The organism is Corallococcus sp. CA047B (genome assembly GCF_003612065.1).
In the GTDB taxonomy this organism is placed as follows: domain Bacteria; phylum Myxococcota; class Myxococcia; order Myxococcales; family Myxococcaceae; genus Corallococcus; species Corallococcus praedator.
In genome coordinates this window covers 1-19,472 of record NZ_RAWD01000184.1, presented here as the reverse complement: position 1 = coordinate 19,472, position 19,472 = coordinate 1, and the positions used below count along the sequence as shown (strand labels likewise).

Below are 19,472 nucleotides of genomic sequence, written 5' to 3'. Positions count from 1 at the left end.
GCCTCGCGCACGTGCAGTTTCCCGTCCAGGGGCAGCACGTCCAACAGCACGTTGAGCGAGCCGTCCTTGTTCACGAACGCGCTGCCGGCGCGCACCCAGATGCTCCCGCCCTTGCCCTCGCGGATGGCCCGGGGTTCATTTCCCGCGCATGCGTTACTTCCGGCGTGGCATGGCCCGCGCGGGGGCTCTTTTCCTGACCGGACGTGGAGCGGGCTGGGCTGGCTTTGCTCCAGGCAGGGCTCCGGAGTTCCTCTCGAAGAACCCGCGGACGAAGGTCATCGCGTTCATCAGCGAGTCCACGGGCCCCATGCCAAAGATCGGTCGGATCCGGGGGCGTGTATGGCCTTCGATCAGCACCGGGCAGTACCAGAGCTGTCGCTCGGGGAAGTGCACCGGACGGCCCACCATGAGCCTTGATGTGCGCTGCTGGCCCGAAGGTGTCGTGTACTCCCAGCAGTCCTCCGCGATCGGATCCTCGATCCGCTTCAACTTCGGGCGCCAGTTCTCATCCTTCTTGAGCATGGAGCGCGACATCATGGGGCCCTGGGAGGACCAAAATAGGCCCGGCAGAAGACGAGGCAGGAGGCCTTGCCCGCGTAGCACGAGCCGAAGCAGAGGGCCTTGAGCTTCTGCTGTCGCTTCGTTCTTCCTGGGAGCTTCTCGCAGAACGTTTCCATGGCCTGACTTCCCGCCTGACACGCCTGGGTGCATGCGAAGGACTTCCACGGATCCGCCGTAGTCTCGGCCTCCCCGGCCTCTGGGGCTGGGAGCGGCTCCAGGCAGGCTTCCGGGTTCAGCGTGCAAAACGACGCCACACGCCCCTCGGTGGGTGGTGGCAGAACAGGGCCGGAGACCGGTGCTGCCTGGTAGAGGTCACCTCCGCGCCTGCCCGGGCTGACCGCGCACGCGACCATCGTCAGTGCCCCTAGCATGGGCATGGCAAGGAGCCTTGGCATGGGGGACATCGTACCTGCTCTTGTGAACGGGTCGCCCTGAGGTCCACGGCCGGAAGCCTCGGCTGTCACCACGCTCGCGTCGCGAAAGGAGGGCCGCCACCCCCTGGCATGCCGGTGCCCGGGAGCGGCGGCCCTCGCGAGCCTGAATCAACCGAGGGTTGTGTTTGTCATGGGTTCGTGGCGAGTCCCTCCCTTCCCGGCGCTGGGGGGACGGGGACCTTCTCCACCTTGAGAGTCGTGGGGCCGCTGAGCGCCAGGTGCGCGCGCAGCTTGAGGAACTTCTTCTTGCCGAAGCCCTTGACCCGCACCAGCTCCTCGACGCGCCCGAAGGGCCGCTTCTTGCGGTGCTCGAGGATGCGCTGCGCCGCCTTCTCTCCCACGCCCGGCAGCAGGTCCAACTCCGCCGCCGTGGCCTCGTTCAGGTTCACCACCCCCACGTATTGCGTGCGGGAGCTGGCGGCTTCGGACAGCCCCGGCCCCAGCAGCACGCAGCCCAACACCCACGCCCAGGCCCACTTCACGAGTGGCCCCCCACGCCCGCCTCCTGCCCGGACTCGCCCGCGAAGCGCCCCCCGCCGCCGTGTCGCGCTTCTCCGCCGCCTCGCGCACGTGCAGTTTCCCGTCCAGGGGCAGCACGTCCAACAGCACGTTGAGCGAGCCGTCCTTGTTCACGAACGCGCTGCCGGCGCGCACCCAGATGCTCCCGCCCTTGCCCTCGCGGATGGAGAACACCGCCAACCGCTTCCCCGCCGTCAGCATCTTCTTCAACCCTTCCCCTTCACGCCCGCGCCACCACGGCCCGGGCACCTCGCTGGCTTCGACCGCCTGAGGTCGCGTCGGGGCATGAGCAGTCCGCGTGCCAGGGGCTTCCTCCTCGGAGGACACCTGCGAGGCACCGTGCACGCACGCACGCGGCGTCCACGCGCGAGGATGGGCGTGGATGCTCCAGCGGCACTCTTAGCTGGTGAGAGGACGCGGCGCTCCCAACCCGGGCTCTCTTGACGCGACCACAGAGGGTTCATCTACATGGGCGTGAGAGGAGGGGGACCTCCGGGATCGTGCCGGGTCATTCGGGCGCACCTTCCAAGAGAAGGCTTGTCGTACGTGCCGAGGACCCATTTGTTAGGCGTCGGTGAAGCCATAGACAGCCTGGAACTGCAGATGTATCGGGAAGCCGGGTTCGTCGTGCTCCGACCTCAGAATATCTGTTCATTGCTTGACGACTTGCGGGCATGTACTCTCGACGCTCGGAATCCGAGGGAAGCATGCGAATAAAGAGCATCAAGTTGAGGAATATCAAGTCATTCGATGGCGCCGTTACGGCGGCGTTTGAGGAAAACACCAAGCTGTTTGCATTCTCTGGCACGAACGGAGCGGGCAAGTCCACACTACTGCGAATTGCTTGGTTGATTCAAAAAGCTCACTTTGTCGAATTGGATGGTTCGTCCACCCTGAGGGAGCCATTTGTAGGCGAGGTGTTGCGATATTTGACCGCTAAGGATTCGCGCGCTGAGCTTACGCTGGATATTGCAGGCAGCGGGGCTTCCATCTGGATTGAGCGGGCTGGTCGCTCGTACGCGATTGGCTATAGCGACAAGGGTGCTATCGACACCCATTGGAATCTCCAAGCACCGAATAATTTGATTCTATACGTCGATGCCAGCAAGGGTTTCTCTGAAACAACCCTCGGATTTGATGAGCTAAGTATCGCTCGCAATGACAGGCATGAGGTTCAGCGCGAGGCGATATATCACCCCGAACGACTTTTCTCAGGAATTTATCGGCAGCTCGTTAAGGATTATGTTCATGATCGGCTCATACCAAGTAAGCCGGATCGGCTGCTGTATTACCATGTTGCGTCGAAGTTGTTTACGAAGCTCATTCCTGGGATTGAGCTGAAAAACTTTAGCGGGAATCATAAGCCTGGCGAGTTTGTGCTGCTTGGTAAGGCTGGTGGTGACAAGTATCGCCCCCTTTATGACGTTCGGGAGTTTAGTTCAGGAGAGAAGGCGCTCTTGAGTACCCTTGCGTTTTTGTGTATTTCCAAGTCTGTGAGTGCCTTGATTATTGATGAACCAGAGAATCACTTTCATGAGTCTCTTCTTCTGGAGTTCATGTCGGTCCTTCATCGATTGACGGAAAAAGGGGGGATTCATACGTGGATTGCTGCTGAAGCGCCTGCTTCCGGTAAGAAAATAAATATGGACTGGGTTGAGGAGTATCGAGAGAATAATCTTGAGCAGGTTATTGTCTCGACTCATTCAAAGTCGCTTATCTACAAGTTCTTCTCGGTTGGGAAGAATTTCATCGTCAGTCGCGGTGTGCAGGAAATGGTTTATGAGAAGGCTGAGTCCCAGCTTCGTGAGTTGGGACTTAGTACGACATATTCAAAGGTTATTCTTGTGGAGGGGGATGGCGATAATGCGGCTTTGGAGGTACTCGTTAAGGGGAGGAATGTGAAAATCAAGCCCCTGGACGGGTCTCGTTCTGTGCTTGAGACGTTTAGGAGGTTGGCGGAGATTAGGGAGTATGTCCGTGATTCAAGGTTTGTGTTTCTTATTGACTCGGACAACAAGCCTTCTCAGTTCTTTTCCGATCTTCGTGCTGTTAATAATGGATTTTATGACGAGGCATTTGTTTCGCTGGATGTGCATGAGTTTGAGAATTTGTTCTTGGAAGAGGGTCTCTTTAAACAGGTCGTCGATGCATTTAATGGCTTGAAGGGAAAGGAGGGGACAGGGCCTGGCGTTGCAGAAGTGCGTGCGAAGCTGGTGGAGATTGCCAAGACCTCGTTGCCGCAGGTGTATAAAAAGGAGTTGTCGCTTGTTTTTCAACAGGTGGTTGCAAATCACTTTGCTGGACTTGTTTGGGGGAAGAAATCATTTGTTTGGGATGATCCCGCAAAGGTGTCGGTCCAGATTGCCTCGGCATTGACTCCCCAGGTTGCGCAAGAATTAAATCAAGGTCTTGTCGGCGCATCGAAGGGAGTCTTTGATTGATATGCTTCGATTGATGAGCAAGGATTGCTTGATCGCTGCGATGGGAAGCAGGTCCTTGGTAAGGCCTGTGGGTATTTTGGAAAACTGGTGGGTGTTGAGCCAAAGACCTTTAGAGATGCCTTGTTTCATGCTGCCTTGAGCACCAAGGGAAGCAAGGTTGAGAAGGTGGCGTTTGAACTGCTGGCTCGACTGGATCGTAAGTGATGCCTGTCGCTGCATCACTACAAACTAGATGCAGCTTAGCCCCCAGTGGTTTGGATGCCGAACTCGACAGCTTATGAGGTGCACGAGTGTAACGTCTCACGCACCTGTAGGCTCGCTCGCACCAGCAGAGTTGGTTGGTGACAGGAGGCCAGCAGTGGGACGGCTACTGTGAAGTCCTGGATTGTATAGTGCTTAAGATCCCAGCCATCTGGCGGACTGGTTCAATCGGACGCGAGTTGCCCCAGGTGAGGCCATCAAGGGCTTTGGGCATGTCGCACCCGCCGGGTGAGATACTTGGCAGCGGGTCGGATGGCGAGGGGCGCGCCTTGACGGGCCTGGGGTGACCTCCTAGAACGGCCGGGCCCTTGGGTGCCCATGTCGGGCTTTCAAGAGGGAAGCCGGTGCGAGTCCGGCGCGGTCCCGCCACTGTGTACGGGTCGCCCTGAGGTCCAGGGCCGGAAGCCTCGGCTGTCACCACTTTCGCGTCACCGGACGCGAAGGGAAGGTGGAGGGTTCCTTCCAGAAGGGCGCAACGTGCGCCCAGGTCTGGAGTCCGTCAGCCAGGAGACCTGCCCAGGGGTGCGGCCGTGTCCTCACATGGGACATACCGCGAGGCCTTCTCTCTTCGATGGAGGGAGCGGAAGGCGGAGCATGTGGCGCTCGCTTCTCGCCCGGGCCTTCTTGGGTCTGGTGCTCAGCTTCCCGGGACTCGCCCACGCCGGGCAGGAACCCGCTGCGTCCGAGCCCGCCCCCGAAGAGCCGGCGCTTCCTGAGTTCATCCTCCCCACCGTGGACGTCATCGGGAAGGCGATTCCCGACGCGCCTCCGGATGCCGTGCAGCGCCGCGACCCCACCGGCGCCATCACCGTCATCGATGCCCGCGAACGCGCGGGCGAAGCGCGTGACACCGCGGAGCTGCTCGGTGGATCCGCGAGCCTCGTCGTGCAGGACTCCGGCGGGTATGGGCAGAGCAAGAGCCTCGTGGTGCGCGGTGCTTCCTCCAACGGCGTGCTCGTGTTCCTGGATGGGATTCCGCTCAACGGCGCGGGCGGTATCGCGGACCTGTCGCTCGTTCCCGTCGCGCTGGTGGAGCGGTTGGAGATCCTTCGCGGCGCGGCGGGGGCCCGCTACGGCGCGGGTGGCCTGGGCGGCGCGGTCAACATCGTCACCCGCGCTCCGTCCTCGCGACTGGTCTCCAGCGGCGAGGTCACCTACGGCAGCTTCGACACGGTGATGGGTCATGTCGCCGCGTCGGGCGCGCTGCTCGATGGGCGGGCGCTGGTGTTGCTGCATGGCGGTCGCTCGCAGGGAGACTTCAGCTTCCGCGTCGATGAGCTGCCCGCGCTGGATGACAACCCGCTCACGCAGGAGGTGCGCACCCGCAACGATGCTCGCGGCGGTGGCGCGCTCGTGAAGTACCAGCGCGGCCTGGACAGCGGCGGGCGCGTGGACCTGCTGGCGGAGCTGTCCCTGGAGGACCGGGCGCTCGCGGGCACGGTGCAGAACCCGCAGCTCTCCCGCCGGCAGGACCAGACCCGCGTGTCGCTGGGCGCCCGCTGGGGCCGGCCCTTCGGGGACACGGGCGAGGCCAGTGCTCGCGGCTTCTTCCGGCGCGATTGGATGGACATTCTCGGCGGTTCGACGGGCGTCGATGCCGGCGCCCAGCGCTACACCGTGGGCGGCGTGGAGCTGGAGGGCCGCGCGGTGGTGGGCAGCCGCAACGCGCTGGCCGTCACGCTCGCGGCTTCATCGGAGGCCGTCACGCAGGCCACGGGCGCGCAGGCCGCGTCATGGTGGCGCGCGAGCGTCATGGCCATGGATGAGCTGTCCCTGTTCTCCGAACGCGTGAAGGTGGTGCCGTCGCTGCGTGTGGAGCGCGTGGGCCAGTACTCGTTGCTGTCGCCCAAGCTGGGCGCGAGCCTGGACCTGGGCCGAGGCTTCGGCGTGCGCGCCAACGCGGGCCAGTCCCACCGCGCACCGTCGTTCCTGGAGCTCTACATCCGTCAGGGGCTGCTGCTGCCCAACCCGGAGCTCAAGCCCGAGCGCGCCCTGTCCGTCGATGCCGCGGGCCTGTGGCACGACGATGCGTGGAGCATCACCGCGGGCGGCTTCGCGGCGGTGTACGAGAACCTCATCGCCTACGAGATGTATCCGCCGATGCTCGCGAAGCCCTACAACTTCGCCGCCGCGCGCGTGTGGGGCGCGGAGCTGGAGGTCGAAGCCCGTCCGCGCACGTGGCTCACCGCGACGACCAGCTACGCGTGGACCCGCACGCAGAACCGCTACGGCGACCCCCGCTACTTCGGCAAGGAGCTGCCCTACCGGCCGCGCCACAAGTGGGTGGGGCGCCTGCGCGCGGGACCGGACTGGCTCAACGGGCGCACCGAGGTGCTGCTCCAATCCGCGCAGCTCATCAACCGCGTGGGCGAAACGCGCCTGTCGCTGCCGTCGCGCACGTGGGTGTCCGTGGGCGCATCCAGCACCTTCCTGCACCGGCCGGACCTCACCGTGTCGTTCGACATCAAGAACCTGCTGGACGCGCGGACCGCCGACTACACCGGAATGCCGCTGCCTGGCCGCGCCGCCTATGTGACGTTCTCCATGGCGCTCGAACCCCTCCGCACCGCTTCCTCCGAGGACTCCCATGTCGCGTCCCCTCCCTGATGCGCGGTCGCGGTGGCTCGGGCTGCTGCTGTCGGCCCTGGTCGCTTCGGTCCTCACCGGCTGTCCGGAGGAGAAGGTCCTGTGCACGTCCGGACTCGACCTCTGCGGCTCCGAGTGCTCGGACCTCCAGGGCGACCCCTTCAACTGCGGCGGCTGTGGCGTCCGATGCGGGGCAGGGGAGACGTGTCAGGCGGGCGCGTGTGAATGCCTCATCGGTGCACCGGCCTGCGGTGAAGCGTGCATCAACCTCGCGACCGATGCGCGCAACTGTGGAGCCTGCGGCAACGCGTGCCCCGCGGATCAGGTGTGCAACGCCGGCGCCTGCGCGGAGGCCTGTCCTCCGGGCTCCGAACGCTGCAACGGCGGTTGCGCCGTCCTCGCGAGCGACCCGCTGAACTGCGGTGCGTGCGGCGCGGCGTGTCCGGACGTGCAGTCTTGCCACGCGGGCCGGTGCATGTATGACGTGGTGGCGGCCTGCTACACCAACGGGCAGCTCGTCGGCATCCAGGCGGGCACGGACCGGATGGGACCCCGGCGGCAGTTTGGCTCGGGCGTGCAGTCGCTGGCGGTGTGGGACGGCGTGGTGATTGCGGCGGACGCGGCGCGCTCGGTGTTGTCGCAGGCGCTGGCCGGCGCGCTGGGGACCCTGGTGGAGGAGGACTCGCTGGGCGCGGTGGCTTCGTCGCCCAATGACATCCTCGTGGACCCTCCGTATGTGTATGTCGTCGACTCCGTGAACAACACGCTCCAGGTGCTCAAGCGCGAAGGGCCCGCGCAGGGCGGTGGGCTGGGCTTGCGCACGGTGGGGCAGGTGAACCTGGGCGCGAACACCAGCCCGCAGGTCATCGCGAAGCGCGGCGACACGTTCTACATTCCGCTGTTCGGCAACGCGGGCTCCGACTTCCAGCAGGGCAACGCCGTGGCGCGCGTCAACGTGAGCGACCCGGAGCGTCCCCGGCTGGTGGATTCCATTCCGCTCACCGGTCTGGACCTGAAGTCCTTCGACGGTGGGACGACGATGGCGCTTCCGTACGCGGCCGTGTCGACGGACGCGGGCGTCTATGTCGCGCTCACCAACCTGAACCCCGCGAACGACTACCTGCCCAACGGCCCCGGCATGCTCGCGCGCATCGACCCGGCGGATGGCGGCGTGCACGCCATCGACCTGGGGGCCCAGGACTGTCTCAACGCGGGCGACGTGCAGGCGGTGGGGGAGCACCTGGTGGTGAGCTGCCTGGGCGAGGCGCACTTCGACACCGCGGGCGGCTACCAGGCGAAGGCCGTGCGGGCCACCGGCTTGGTGCTGGTGAAGGACGACCAGCCGGTGGCGTCCTACGCGCTGTCACCGGGCTGCACCGGGGGACCGGAGCAGGGCTGCAACCTCGCGGTGGGCGGACGGCTCACGGTGGTGGGCAATGCCGTGTACGTCACGGACGTGAACGCGGGCCGTGTGTTCGTGGTGGAGGTGCGCGACGGGAAGTTCGTGGAGCGGCGCGGCAACTCCACGCCGGAGGCGAAGGGCGCTGCGCTGGACGCGTGTCCGGTGGATCCACGGCGCGCGGTGTCCAATGCCATCGACATCGTCGCGGTGCCGTGAGGCGTTGCCCGCGCTCGTGTTGACAAGCCTGGCCTTCCGCCATACGTCACCGCGCGTCGTCGGTACTCCGCCTCACGCAGAGGCGGAGTTTAAAGGGAACCCGGTGTGAATCCGGGACTGCCCCGCAGCGGTAAGCAGGAACGAACACCGTCCCCGCAAGCACTGGCCCCTTGAGGGGGTTGGGAAGCGACGGTCAGTAGAGGGGTGGATCCGATGAGGACCCACCCGCGCCTGCGAGTCCGAAGACCTGCCACGACCCATGCCTCCGGGCATGGCCATACCGGAGCCTCCGAGGGGAGGTGACGGGGGTCTTCCGCTCACGCGGCGTGTCGTGTCCTGACGTGTCCTCCCGTTCGCGGTCCGCCCTCCGTTCGCCCTCCCTTGGAATCACCTCGCCCGTGGGGGCGATGCAAGGGAGCAGTCGCGGATGAAGACAGAGCGGATGATTTCGGGGCGGGGACTCGCGCTGGTGCTGACGACCTTCGCGTTGGCGTTGACCGGCACGGGGTGCGCGGACGAGTGCGTCGATGACTTCGACTGCCGCGACAAGGGGACGCCGCCAGCGGGCCAGCGCTACGCGTGCGTCGAACAGCGTTGTGAGCTGAAGCCCGTCGCGGTGCCTGACGCGGGCACGGAGACGGACGCGGGCACCGGCACCGATGCGGGCACGGGTACCGATGCGGGCGCGTCGGTGGATGCGGGAACCGATGCGGGCACGTCGACGGATGCCGGCACGGAGACCGACGCCGGAACGCAGACGGATGCGGGAACGCAGACCGACGCGGGCACGGAGACGGACGCGGGTACGGAGCCCGACGCTGGCCCCTCCGACCCGTGCTTGAGCGCCACGTATGACCCGAAGCTGGGCACGCTCCAGCTCGCGGCGGAGTACGTGGCCGGTGAGTCGGCCTCGCTGCCGGCGGCCGCGGGCCCGGTGGGGGTCACGCCCGGCCCCACGTATTCGCTCTTCACGCTGGTGTCGACCGGCTCCAGCGGTCCTCACTCGCTCTACTCGCTGGGCACCTGGCCGCAGTTGTCGCTGGGCACGGCGCCGCTCTTCGACGTGGTGGCTCCCGGCGACCGGAGCGCCACGCTCTTCCTCAACTCCTTCGTGGAGTCGGATGGTCGTTACGTGCTCACTGGCTACACGAAGTCCGGGACCGGGTTCCCGGGGGCGCTGGCGGTCTACGACAACGTCACGCCAGCGGCCTCCACCTACGTCCCCGCGCCGAGCAACTTCTCCGCGGGCGTCGTGCCGGGTGCGTTCCTCATCAACGGCGGCGGGCTCGACACGGTGTCGGCCGGGCTGGCCATCTACGCGCTGAAGACGGACACCTCTCCATTCGAGTCCCTGAAGGTCGGCACGCTGCCTTCCGCGACCGGCGGCAGTGGCTTCACCGCCGTGGCCACCAACGGCGTCGCCATGCTCGGCTACTTCTCCGATGACACCTTCGCCAACGTGGGCCACGCGGTGGCTCCGGCGAAGATCGAAGCAGCCCTCCGGACGAGCACGCCGTTCGTCGTGGCGGATGAGCCCGTGCTCGACGTGGGCTCCAACTTCGTCGCCGCCGCGGGCCAGGGCGAAGGCGTGGCGGTGCTTCGTGGCGACTACGTTCCGCCCGACTACAACTTCGCCGCCACCGACGTGTCGCGCTTCGCCTTCACCGTGGCGAACGAGGGGAACACCGTCACCGTCGGCTCGCGTCAGCCGGTCCTCACCTTCGTGGACCAGTGCACGCGCCTGACGGGGATGACCTCCATCGGCACGGATCTGCTCGTCAGCCTGGATGACAAGAACGGGTCGCGGCTGGTCCGCATCGGGCAGGTGCCGTGATGACGCGCACCCTTCTGTCGAAGTCGTTCGCCCTGGGCTTCGCCGCCCTCCTGTCCGTGGCGTGCGGGGGGGAGGAAGCGCCGGAGTCCGGTCAGGAACTGGGGCTGGTGGGGGATCCGTTCGCCGACCACATCGTCTCCTTCACGCCCGGCACCGGCGCCGGGTTCGGACAGGGCCAGTTGCCGAACATCGTGCTGGGCGCTCCGCAGGGCGCGGGCGCGGGTTCGGGCTCGCTGGACGTTCTGTCGCTGGGAAACAGCGGCGTCATCGTCATGGAGTTCACCGACATCGCGGTGACGGACGGGCCGGGTGTGGACCTGCTCGTCTTCGAGAACGCGTTCCTCAAGCCCAGCGGCAGGCCGTTCGCGGAGACGGGTGTGGTGGCCGTCAGCGATGACGGCGTCACCTGGTTCGAGTTCCCGTGCGCGTCCACGAACGTGGCGGGCAACTTCCCCGGCTGCGCGGGCGTCACGCCCGTGTACTCCAGCCCCGGCAACGGCATCTCCCCCACCGACCCGGCCGTGGCGGGCGGGGACGGCTTCGACCTGGCCGCCGTGGGCCTCACCCGCGCGCGCTTCGTGCGCATCCGGGACTCCGGCGCCAACGGGTACGCGGGCACCAGCGGCGGCTTCGACCTGGACGCCGTCGCGGTGGTGAACGGCGTGCAGCTGCCGTAGCGCTCGGCTCGCGCGGGCCCCGGGCCGTCCTCCAGCGGACGGTCCGGGGAGCCTCGTGGCTCCGTGGAGGCGCCTTGCGTCCCCGTGAGGCTTCCGGCGAGGAGGACCCGGGATTACATGACTGGGCGTCCTCCCCCGGAGTCCGCCTCCATGAACCGTCGTCTTGCTTCGCTCCTCGTGTTGATGGGCGTCCTTCCCGGTGTGTCCGCTGTCGGCTTCCTCCCCACCGTCGCCCGGGCCCAGACGACGCGCGCGCGCACGCCTCCGAAGGCCGCGCAGCCCGCGGCGCCCGTGCCGCCCGCGGTGCCTGCTCCGCCTCCGGCGTACGAGTACACCTTCGTGACCCGCCAGGGCCCGGAGGAGGACCTCGTCGAACTCCAGCGCCTGGGCGAGGAGGGCTGGCAGGTGGTGGCCACCGTCGTCGTGGACGGCAGCACGCGGCGCTATGTGCTGATGCGTGGCAAGCAGGCCGAACCCGCGCCGCATTGACATTGCTCCTGGGTCGCCATAGTCCCGCCCCGTCATCGATGCCTTCACGCCATGGGGTGTGAGGGCTTCCAGGGAACCCGGTGGAACTCCGGGACTGCCCCGCAGCGGTGAGCAGGAATGGCGCTCGGAAGCATCCCAAGCCCCGTTCCCGCGAGTCCGAAGACCTGGCGAAGACCCGGTGTCCCTCTCCACGGAGGGCACGGAAGACAGACCGGAACCTCCGCGGGGAGCTGACGGCGTAGGCAGATCCTCCTGGCGCGTTGCGTGCTGGAGGGTCGGATGCCTCGCGCCCGTGCCGCCTCCCGTCAGGATTTCTTCCGCCTCCGGGCGGAAGTCAGGAACGAGGACGCGATGCGGACCGATACGAAGCGGATGGGAACGAAGGGCCAGCGCGCGGCGCTGATGGGCGCCCTGCTGGTGGTGGCGCTGGGCGGCACGGGCTGCGGTTCGGAGTGCGTGGATCCCTTCGACTGCCGCGACCAGGGCACGCCCCCCGAGGGCAAGGCCTGGGCCTGCGTGGAGGAGAAGTGCTCCCAGGTCGACCTCTCCATCGGCGGTGATGACGCGGGCACGGATGCCGGCACCGACGCGGGCACCGGCACCGACGCGGGCACGCAGACCGATGCAGGCACCGACGCCGGCACGGAGACCGACGGCGGCACCGGCTCCGATGCGGGCACGGACGGTGGCACCGGCGGGCAGTGCGACACGGTGCCTCGCGACGAGAAGCTGGGCACGCTCAAGTTGCAGCCGGGCTTCAGTGTCGCGGAGGCCGCGCCCCTGTCCACCGAGGTGGTCGCGGTGGTGTCCACGCCCGGTCCCACCTATTCGCTCTTCGCGCTGCGCACGACGACCACGGCCCGCGACTTCTTCGCGCTGGGCACCTGGCCGGACGTGAAGCTGGGGGAGGCGGCGCTCGACACCGTGCTCGCGCCCGCGGACCGCGCCGTCGGCACCACCACCTACGCGTCGTACTTCCTGGCGTATGACGGCACGCGACTGCTCGCGGGCTACACGAAGTCCGGTGGAGCGGGCAGCGTCGCGGTGCTCGACCCGGTCGCGCGCGACGTGACCTACGTCAGCGCGCCGTCCAACTACACCGCCGCGGCCACCACCGACACGTTCTTCATCAACGGTAGCGGTCTAGACACGGTGTCTGATGGCCTGGGCGTCTACGCACTGGTGACGTCCTCGAAGCCCTTCTCCGCCGTGAAGGCGGTGAGCTTCCCGGCGCAGGTGGGCGCCAGCGGCTTCTCCGCCATCGCGGACAACGGCATCGCGGTGTTCGGCTACTCGGCGCCGGAGACCTACGTGAACCTGGCCTACGCCGTGTCGGCCTCGAAGCTGGCGACGGCGGTGTCCACGCGCACGCCGGTGGTGCTCACGGGCGAGCCGCAGCTCGACGTGGGCAGCGACTTCAACAACGCCACGGGCTTCGGCGCTGGCGTGGCGGTGGCGCGCGGCGCCTACGACGCGAACTTCACCTTCGTCGTCGCCGACGTGTCGCGCTTCCAGCTCACGCCTCCCCTGGTCGGTGGACAGCCCCTGAGCGTGGGCGCTCGCGAGTCGGTCCTCACCGTCGCGGACACGTGCACCTCCGTGGACCTGCTGTCGTCGCTGGGCCCCGACCTGCTCGTGGGCGTGACGGACGCCAACGGTCGCCGCCTCGTGCGCATCCGGCAGGGACAGTGAGCATGCGCCCGCTGCTCGCGCTCAGCGCGCTGCTCGCCCTGTGCGCGTGCGCGGGCGATTCCGAGAACCTGCCGCTGCCCCAGGTTGAAATCGTGGATGGTGGCGGCCACACCGATGCCGGCACCGACGCTGACGCGGGCAGCACCGACGCGGGAGCTTCGGATGCCGGTGTCGATGCCGGCGTGCGTCCCGTGGATCCCTTCGCGGACCGGGTGACGGAGTACACGTTCGGAGATCAGGCCGGCTTCGGGCAGGACCGCTTCCCGGACGTCGTGTTCGGGCCTCCGGTGGGCGCGGGACAGCACGCGGGTTCGCTCGACGTGCTGTCGCTGGGCAAGGGTGGCTCCATCACCCTGGAGTTCACCGACCTGCTCGCGGTGGATGGGCCGGGCGTGGACCTGCTCGTCTTCGAGAACGCGTTCGAGAAGTACGGCGGTGACATCTTCGCGGAGACGGCCCGCGTGTCCGTCAGCGACGACGGCGCCATCTGGCACGACTTCCCTTGCGACCCGTCCGACAAGGACGGGGGCTACCCGGGCTGCGCCGGCACGCATCCGGTGCTCTCCGCACTGGACAACGGCGTCTCTCCCCTCGACCCGGCCGTGGCGGGCGGGGATGGCTTCGACCTGGCGGACGTGGGTCTCGCCCGCGCTCGCTTCGTGCGCCTCACCGACACGGGGCTCAACAGCTACGGCGGCACGTCCGGGGGCTTCGACCTGGATGCGCTCGCCGTGGTGAACGGACAGCTTCCCGACGGGGGCGCTCCGTGAGTGTGGATCCGTCCCGCCTGACTCCAGAGTCCCTGGAGCCGGGTGGGGTGGACCGCCGCGCGGCGCTGTGCACGCTGCTGCGCGGCACCTGTGCCCTGGCCGCGCTGGGCTGCGGCGGAGACTGGCGCGACGCGGTGGTGTTGCCCGGTCCAGAGCCGGTTCCCGACGCGGGGCCAGCCCCGACGGTCTGTGAGGACGCGGGGCCTCCCGGCACGCCCGAAGAGGGATGGGTGGAGGTCCCCCTGTCCGAACACCCGGCCCTGCGTGAGCCGGGCGGTCATGACCGCGTCCGAGTCCCCGCCGCGCTCCTGGACGTGGTGGTGGTGCATGCGGCGGACGGCTGCTACCGGGCTGTATGGCGCACCTGCACGCACGGTGACTGCGAGGTGGCCTGGGACGGCGCCCTGGGGGTGGTGGAGTGCCCCTGCCACGGCTCGCGCTTCGGCCTGGACGGACGGGTCCTCCAGGGCCCTGCCTCCCGGCCGCTCGCCGCGTACCGCACCCTGCGCGTGGGTGATTCGCTCTTCCTCCTCCGGCCCCGGTGAGGCGACTCCCCAGGTGAAGCCGGACCCCGGGTCTGGCCGACTCGGGGGCTCGGAGGGGGATGACGCGACGCGGGAGGCGCCCGGCCGCCCGGTCCGTCACAGGAAAGCGTCTCGGACTCTCGGAAGATTGGGAGGTCGTGTAATGTCGTGTGCCCGATGTGGCAGATCATCATCAACGGGCCCGGCTACTTCGACACGTCGTACGATCTGCCCGAGGGCGTCACCAGCCTCGGCCGAGCGGACGAGAACGATATCGTGCTGGGCGGTGACCTGGTGTCGCGGCGGCACGCGCGCATCTATGTCGAAGGCGACGCGCTGCGCATCGAGGACCTGGGCAGCCGCAACGGCAGCCGGGTGAACGGCGCGCCGCTCCAGGGCAGCAAGCACCTGAACGCGGGCGACACGGTGGCGCTGGGGGAGAACACCCTGGCCGTGCGCCAGCCGCACACCGTGGAGAACGCCGCCACGGAGATGATGGACCTGGGCGCGGGCGGCGTCGTGCGCTTCGGGCACGGCACGGACGTGGGCCCGTCCGTGCTGATGGCCAAGAACGTGAAGGACGCGGACGTGCTGCGCCTGCTGGACAACGTGGGCCCGCTGCCGTTCGACGACGCGTTCTCCGGCGCCTCGCCCGTGGGGCCCTCCACGCCCGTGGCCAGCCCGCGCGTCTCCTACGAGACGCTGGTCCTGCTGGTGCACACCGCGGAGGCGCTGGCCACCGCGCGCACGCTGACGTCGTTCCTGGAGTCCGCGATGGACCGGCTCCTGGAGCGCACGGACGCGACGACGGCGGTGGTGCTGCTCAAGCACGCCGCGGGGCCGCTGGTGCCCGCCGCCGTGCGGCACCGGGGACGGCTCGCCAAGGGCGAGGTGCCCGTGTCGGACGCCATCGTGGACGAGGCCATCCGCCAGGGCCGCGCGCTCGCGGTGGGCGACGTGCGCGACGACCGCCGCTTCGCCGGACGCGAGAGCGTCATCATGTACGGCGTGGACCGCGTGCTGTGCATCCCCATCGGCACCGAGCCCCCGTTCGCGGGCGTGCTCTACGTCAACATCCCGGGCGAAGGCGAAACCAGCCTGGAGCTGATGCTGGACACCTGCACCGCGGTGGCCCACCTGGTGGAGAGCGGCGTGCAGCGCTTCGCCGTGCGCGACGGCTCCGGCACGGACCGGCTGCGCCGCAACCTGGAGCGCTTCCACTCGCCGGAGGTGGCCGAGCGCCGCGCCGCCGAGGCCCAGCGCGTGGGCGGCAAGCTGCCGGGCCTGGAGGAGAAGAACCTCACCGTGCTGCACGCGGAGCTGGCGGACTTCGGCGCCGTGGTCAGTCGGCTGGGCGCGGCGCGGGCCACGCAGCTGCTCAACGACTTCCATGCGCGCATGAGCGGCATCGTCTTCAGCTTCGAGGCGACCGTGGAGGGCTTCATGGGCGAGTCCATGCGCGCCCTCTTCGGCGTGCCCTACGCCAAGGGCGACGACGCGGTGCGCGCGGTGCGGGCCGCCCTGGCCCTGCGCGCGGACTGGGAGCGGGGCATGGCCCGCCGTCCCCAGGATGAGCGGTGCGACCTGCGCATCGCGCTGCACTCCACCAAGGCGCTGGTCGGGATGATCGGCACCGACGCCCGCACGGAGTACACCGCCGTGGGAGAGGGCATGGGCGTGGCCGGCTGGCTGGCGTCCACGGCCGCCCCCGGTCAGGTGTTGATGACGGGCAAGCTGCTGGCGGCGACCGGTGCCCGCTTCGACGTGATGCCCCTGGGGGAACGGGTGGTGCGGCCCCCCAAGGACAAGGTGGCGGTTTTCGAGGTGATTGAAGAGGACATGGGCATGCTGACCAACCCCGGTATCCGGTGAGGCAGCCCTCGCGGCCGGTTGACGGGTTGAAGACGGAGCCCTGCTCGGGGTTCAATGCGCTTCCCGTGGTGGACCCCCGCACCGCATGAGCTCTTCGACCCAGCCCGCCCGATTGCGTCCCTTCCGGCCGCAGCCCTTCGGCCGGTACACGCTCCTGTCGCACCTGGCCACCGGCGGCATGGGGGAGATCTACCTTGCCCGCCTGGAGGGCGCGCAGGGCTTCGAGAAGCTGTGCGTCATCAAGAAGATCCTCCCGCAGCTCGCGGCGGATCAGGAGTTTGTCGAACGCTTCGTGGGTGAGGCGCGCACGCTGGTGCGGCTGGGGCACGGCTCCATCGCGCAGGTGCTGGACATGGGCCTGCACGAGGACGAGGCCTACATGGCCCTCGAGTACGTGGACGGCAAGGACCTGCGCAAGGTGGCCGCGCGGGTGCGGGACCGCCAGACGCCGCTGCCGCTCACGTTCATCCTCTACGTCATGGGCCGCGTGCTGGACGCGCTGGCGTACGCGCACCGCAAGCGGGACGAGGACGAGAAGGAGCTGAAGCTCGTCCACCGGGACATCTCGCCGCAGAACATCCTCATCTCCTACGAAGGGGAGGTGAAGGTCATCGACTTCGGGCTCGCGAAGAGCCGGTTGTCGGCGGCGAAGACGAACCCCAGCATCATCCTGGGCAAGTTCCTCTACATGTCGCCCGAGCAGGCCCGGCACCAGCCGGTGGACCGCAGGAGCGACCTGTACGCGGTGGGCCTGTGCCTCTACGAGCTCATCTCCGGGCAGAACCCCTTCGACGCGATGCCGCCGGGCGAGCTGATGTCCGCGGTGGCGAACCCGAAGGTGCCCGCGCTCAATGAAGTGGAGCCGCTGACGCCGCCGTCGGTGTCGCAATTGGTGTCGAAGGCGCTGGCGGTGGAGCCCGGGCAGCGCTTCCAGACGGCGGAGGAGTTCCGGGGGCGCCTGCAGGCGTGCCTGATGGAGATCGACACCAGCGCGGGCCCGGAGAGCGTCAGCCGCTTCATGCGCGACCTCTTCTCCGCGGACTACCAGTCCGAGCGGCGCCTGCTGGCCACCCTGCGCGAGGTGCCGCGCGAGACCCGCGCCAGTGGCGCCTACGAGGCGCTGGGCGGGCCGCCCCGGCCGACCATGCCGTCGCTGCCACCGAAGACCATCCGCCTGGATGGGCCGGTGGAGCCGCTGTCCTTCCACCCCACGCCGCGCAGCCGCGAGGATGGCGGCGGGGCGCGCGACGACGGAGAGACGCGTCCGGGCGTGGTGATGGACGAGTCCACCCGCCCCGCCTTCCCGGTGGAGGCGCTGGAGGAGGCGGCCCGTGCCCGCGCGCGGCCGAGCCCCGCGTCGTCGGAGCCGTCCCCCACGGTGGAGGTCCGCGCGGAGGCGATGGAGCGCCCCACCATCCTGGAGGGCTTGCCCGCCATCCGCCTTCCCTCCGACCGTCCCGCCCCGGATGCGTCCTCGAGCCCGGGGACTCCGGGGCCGCTGACGGGCGAGCCCACCGCGCCCCGTGCGGAGGCGCTGTCGCCCGTGGAGACAGGCGTCGCGGAGCCCACCGCGCCTCGCGCCGCGTCGCTGCAGCCCGCGGAGCCGGTGCTTCCGTCGCAGGCCGCGCCCCTGGGAGCCTCGGCATCGCGCCCGTTCGCGGACGCGGGCTCAGGGGCGTCGTTGCCCTTCTCGGACGCGGTGCCGTCGCGCGCCGCGCCGCCCGCAGAGTCCCGTCCTCCGCCGCGCTCCATGGTTCCGCCGCCGCCCCCCATGGCGGCGATTCCGGCCTTCCGTCCGCCGGAGCCCGCGGCTTCGGGCCGGCTGTCGGTGGAGGGGCCCGTCCCCGTCGTTCCCGCGGATGCGTCGCGCCCGGTGGCCCCGCCGCCGTTGCCGTCCGCGGATTTCGGCGCCGCGCAGTTCGACTCCGATTCAGGGGGCTCCCTGCCGTTCATGGAGCCGCCGCCGCCGCCGGACGGTCCGTTCCTCGACGACGAGGAGCTTCCCCCCAGCGCCTATCCCTGGCCGGAACCCCGCGCCGAGGCCGGTTGGCCCTCGGGGTCCGAACCGCGCGCCACCGACCCGCTGCCGCGCTCCTTTGATCCGCCGCGTGTCGCCGAGACGCGCATCCCGGAGGCCCAGCGTCCCACCGCCGTGGCCGTGCCGTCCGTGTCGTCCTCGCGCCCCGGGGTGACGACGCCTTCGAATGGCAGCCGTCCTGCGCCCGCGCCCCTGTCGTCCTCGCGCCCCGGGGTGACGACGCCCTCGAATGGCAGCCGTCCGGCGCCCGCGCCCCTGTCGTCCTCGCGCCCTGGCGTGACGACGCCTTCGAACGGCAGCCGGCCGCTCCCCTCGCACGCCGCGCCCACCATCCAGGTGCCGTCCATCCAGTCCGGAGGGCCGCCGTACGCGCCGTCCGCCCGGGTGGAGATGGAGGCGCTGGGCTCCGGTCCGGCTCCCCGGCCCACGATGCAGGACACGCGGCCGGAGTCCGAGCTGGTCTCGGTGGATCCCCAGGCCCTGGAGTCCGACGCCGGCCTGCCCTACATCACCGCCGAGCCCGAGGAGTTCCAGGCCGCCCGCGATGCCCACGCGGACACGCATCCGCGCATCTCCATGCCGCGGACCTCGCGCCGCGAGGAGCCCCAGCAGGCCCGCGTGGTGCTGGACGAAGCCCTCCTGGGGGAGGCCAGTGTGTCGTCCGGCCGCCGGGACTCCGACACCGGTTCCAATCCCGGCAGGAGCCGCACGGGTTCGCGCAAGGCGCGCGGTTCATCGCCGGGCTCGCCCTCGCGTCCGAACACCGCGACGAACATGCGCGCCGTCGCGTCCAGCCGCACGACGCCCGCCGTGGATCCGGACGAGTCGTCCACCTCGCGGAACTCGCGCGAGGAGACCCGCCGCAAGGCCATGCCGACGCGGCCGGAGTCCGCGGAGTCGCCCCGTCCCTCGCGTCGCGAGTCGGCGCCCGCGCGCGGCGGCTTCCTGCGCTCGCTGCTGGTGTTCATCGTCCTGCTGGGAGTGGTGGCGCTCATCGTGGGCCTGGGACTCCACTTCGTCCCGGAGCTGCGCGTGGCCGTCGGCCTGGAGCAGTCCAGGACCTTCACGCCGCCGCCGCCCACGCGGGTCCAGGACCCCACGCTGCCTGTCGCCCCCCCGGCGCGCCCCATCGCGCGTCCCGCCGAGGACGTGGCCC

General features: G+C 68.8%; 14 protein-coding genes and 3 riboswitches. Of the genes, 12 read left to right on the top strand and 2 right to left on the bottom strand.

The window, feature by feature from the left end; all coding sequences use genetic code 11:
- Nucleotides 1-153: 153 nt before the first annotated feature.
- Both D7X74_RS25785 and D7X74_RS25780 read right to left on the bottom strand, forming a co-directional pair.
- Nucleotides 154-522 (bottom strand): hypothetical protein, encoded by a 369-nt coding sequence (locus D7X74_RS25785; RefSeq protein ID WP_120535653.1) that lies wholly within the window; start codon nt 520-522, stop codon nt 154-156.
- Between the two features lie 601 nt (nt 523-1,123).
- Entirely contained in the window at nt 1,124-1,477 is a 354-nt protein-coding gene (locus D7X74_RS25780) for a helix-hairpin-helix domain-containing protein (protein ID WP_120535652.1), read from the bottom strand.
- 2 nt (nt 1,478-1,479) lie between these two features.
- Between D7X74_RS25780 and D7X74_RS43720 the strand changes: the two genes are divergently transcribed.
- The 12 genes from D7X74_RS43720 to D7X74_RS25720 all read left to right on the top strand — a co-directional run.
- Complete coding sequence (locus D7X74_RS43720) at nt 1,480-1,785, top strand: hypothetical protein (protein WP_199741895.1); 306 nt, start codon at nt 1,480-1,482, stop codon at nt 1,783-1,785.
- Between the two features lie 436 nt (nt 1,786-2,221).
- On the top strand, nt 2,222-3,955 hold the full coding sequence (locus D7X74_RS25770; protein ID WP_158622294.1) for an AAA family ATPase: 1,734 nt from the start codon (nt 2,222-2,224) through the stop codon (nt 3,953-3,955).
- A gap of 554 nt (nt 3,956-4,509) precedes the next feature.
- Nucleotides 4,510-4,751, top strand: a riboswitch (cobalamin riboswitch).
- 59 nt (nt 4,752-4,810) lie between these two features.
- Nucleotides 4,811-6,823: a TonB-dependent siderophore receptor gene (locus D7X74_RS25765; protein ID WP_120535650.1), complete on the top strand. Its 2,013-nt coding sequence runs from the start codon at nt 4,811-4,813 to the stop codon at nt 6,821-6,823.
- On the top strand, nt 6,804-8,420 hold the full coding sequence (locus D7X74_RS25760) for an MXAN_6577-like cysteine-rich protein (RefSeq protein ID WP_120535649.1): 1,617 nt from the start codon (nt 6,804-6,806) through the stop codon (nt 8,418-8,420). Before D7X74_RS25765 ends, D7X74_RS25760 begins: the two co-directional genes overlap by 20 nt.
- Nucleotides 8,421-8,463: 43 nt before the next feature.
- A riboswitch (cobalamin riboswitch) is annotated at nt 8,464-8,690 on the top strand.
- Between the two features lie 157 nt (nt 8,691-8,847).
- Nucleotides 8,848-10,254 (top strand): hypothetical protein, encoded by a 1,407-nt coding sequence (locus D7X74_RS25755; protein WP_120535648.1) that lies wholly within the window; start codon nt 8,848-8,850, stop codon nt 10,252-10,254.
- Nucleotides 10,254-10,931: a cell surface protein gene (locus D7X74_RS25750; RefSeq protein WP_120535656.1), complete on the top strand. Its 678-nt coding sequence runs from the start codon at nt 10,254-10,256 to the stop codon at nt 10,929-10,931. Before D7X74_RS25755 ends, D7X74_RS25750 begins: the two co-directional genes overlap by 1 nt.
- Nucleotides 10,932-11,081: 150 nt before the next feature.
- On the top strand, nt 11,082-11,420 hold the full coding sequence (locus D7X74_RS25745; RefSeq protein ID WP_120535647.1) for a hypothetical protein: 339 nt from the start codon (nt 11,082-11,084) through the stop codon (nt 11,418-11,420).
- A gap of 19 nt (nt 11,421-11,439) precedes the next feature.
- A riboswitch (cobalamin riboswitch) is annotated at nt 11,440-11,607 on the top strand.
- Between the two features lie 164 nt (nt 11,608-11,771).
- Complete coding sequence (locus D7X74_RS25740; RefSeq protein WP_120535655.1) at nt 11,772-13,112, top strand: hypothetical protein; 1,341 nt, start codon at nt 11,772-11,774, stop codon at nt 13,110-13,112.
- Nucleotides 13,113-13,114: 2 nt separating this feature from the next.
- Nucleotides 13,115-13,882 (top strand): cell surface protein, encoded by a 768-nt coding sequence (locus D7X74_RS25735; RefSeq protein ID WP_120535646.1) that lies wholly within the window; start codon nt 13,115-13,117, stop codon nt 13,880-13,882.
- Nucleotides 13,879-14,427: a ubiquinol-cytochrome c reductase iron-sulfur subunit gene (locus D7X74_RS25730; protein WP_233602253.1), complete on the top strand. Its 549-nt coding sequence runs from the start codon at nt 13,879-13,881 to the stop codon at nt 14,425-14,427. The genes D7X74_RS25735 and D7X74_RS25730 overlap by 4 nt, the downstream gene beginning before the upstream one ends.
- A gap of 156 nt (nt 14,428-14,583) precedes the next feature.
- The gene (locus tag D7X74_RS25725) at nt 14,584-16,278 is read left to right on the top strand and encodes an FHA domain-containing protein (RefSeq protein ID WP_120535645.1); all 1,695 of its coding nucleotides are present in this window, start codon (nt 14,584-14,586) and stop codon (nt 16,276-16,278) included.
- 85 nt (nt 16,279-16,363) lie between these two features.
- Nucleotides 16,364-19,472 (top strand): serine/threonine protein kinase (locus D7X74_RS25720; RefSeq protein WP_233602252.1); only part of this gene is annotated, 3,109 nt, incomplete at its 3' end.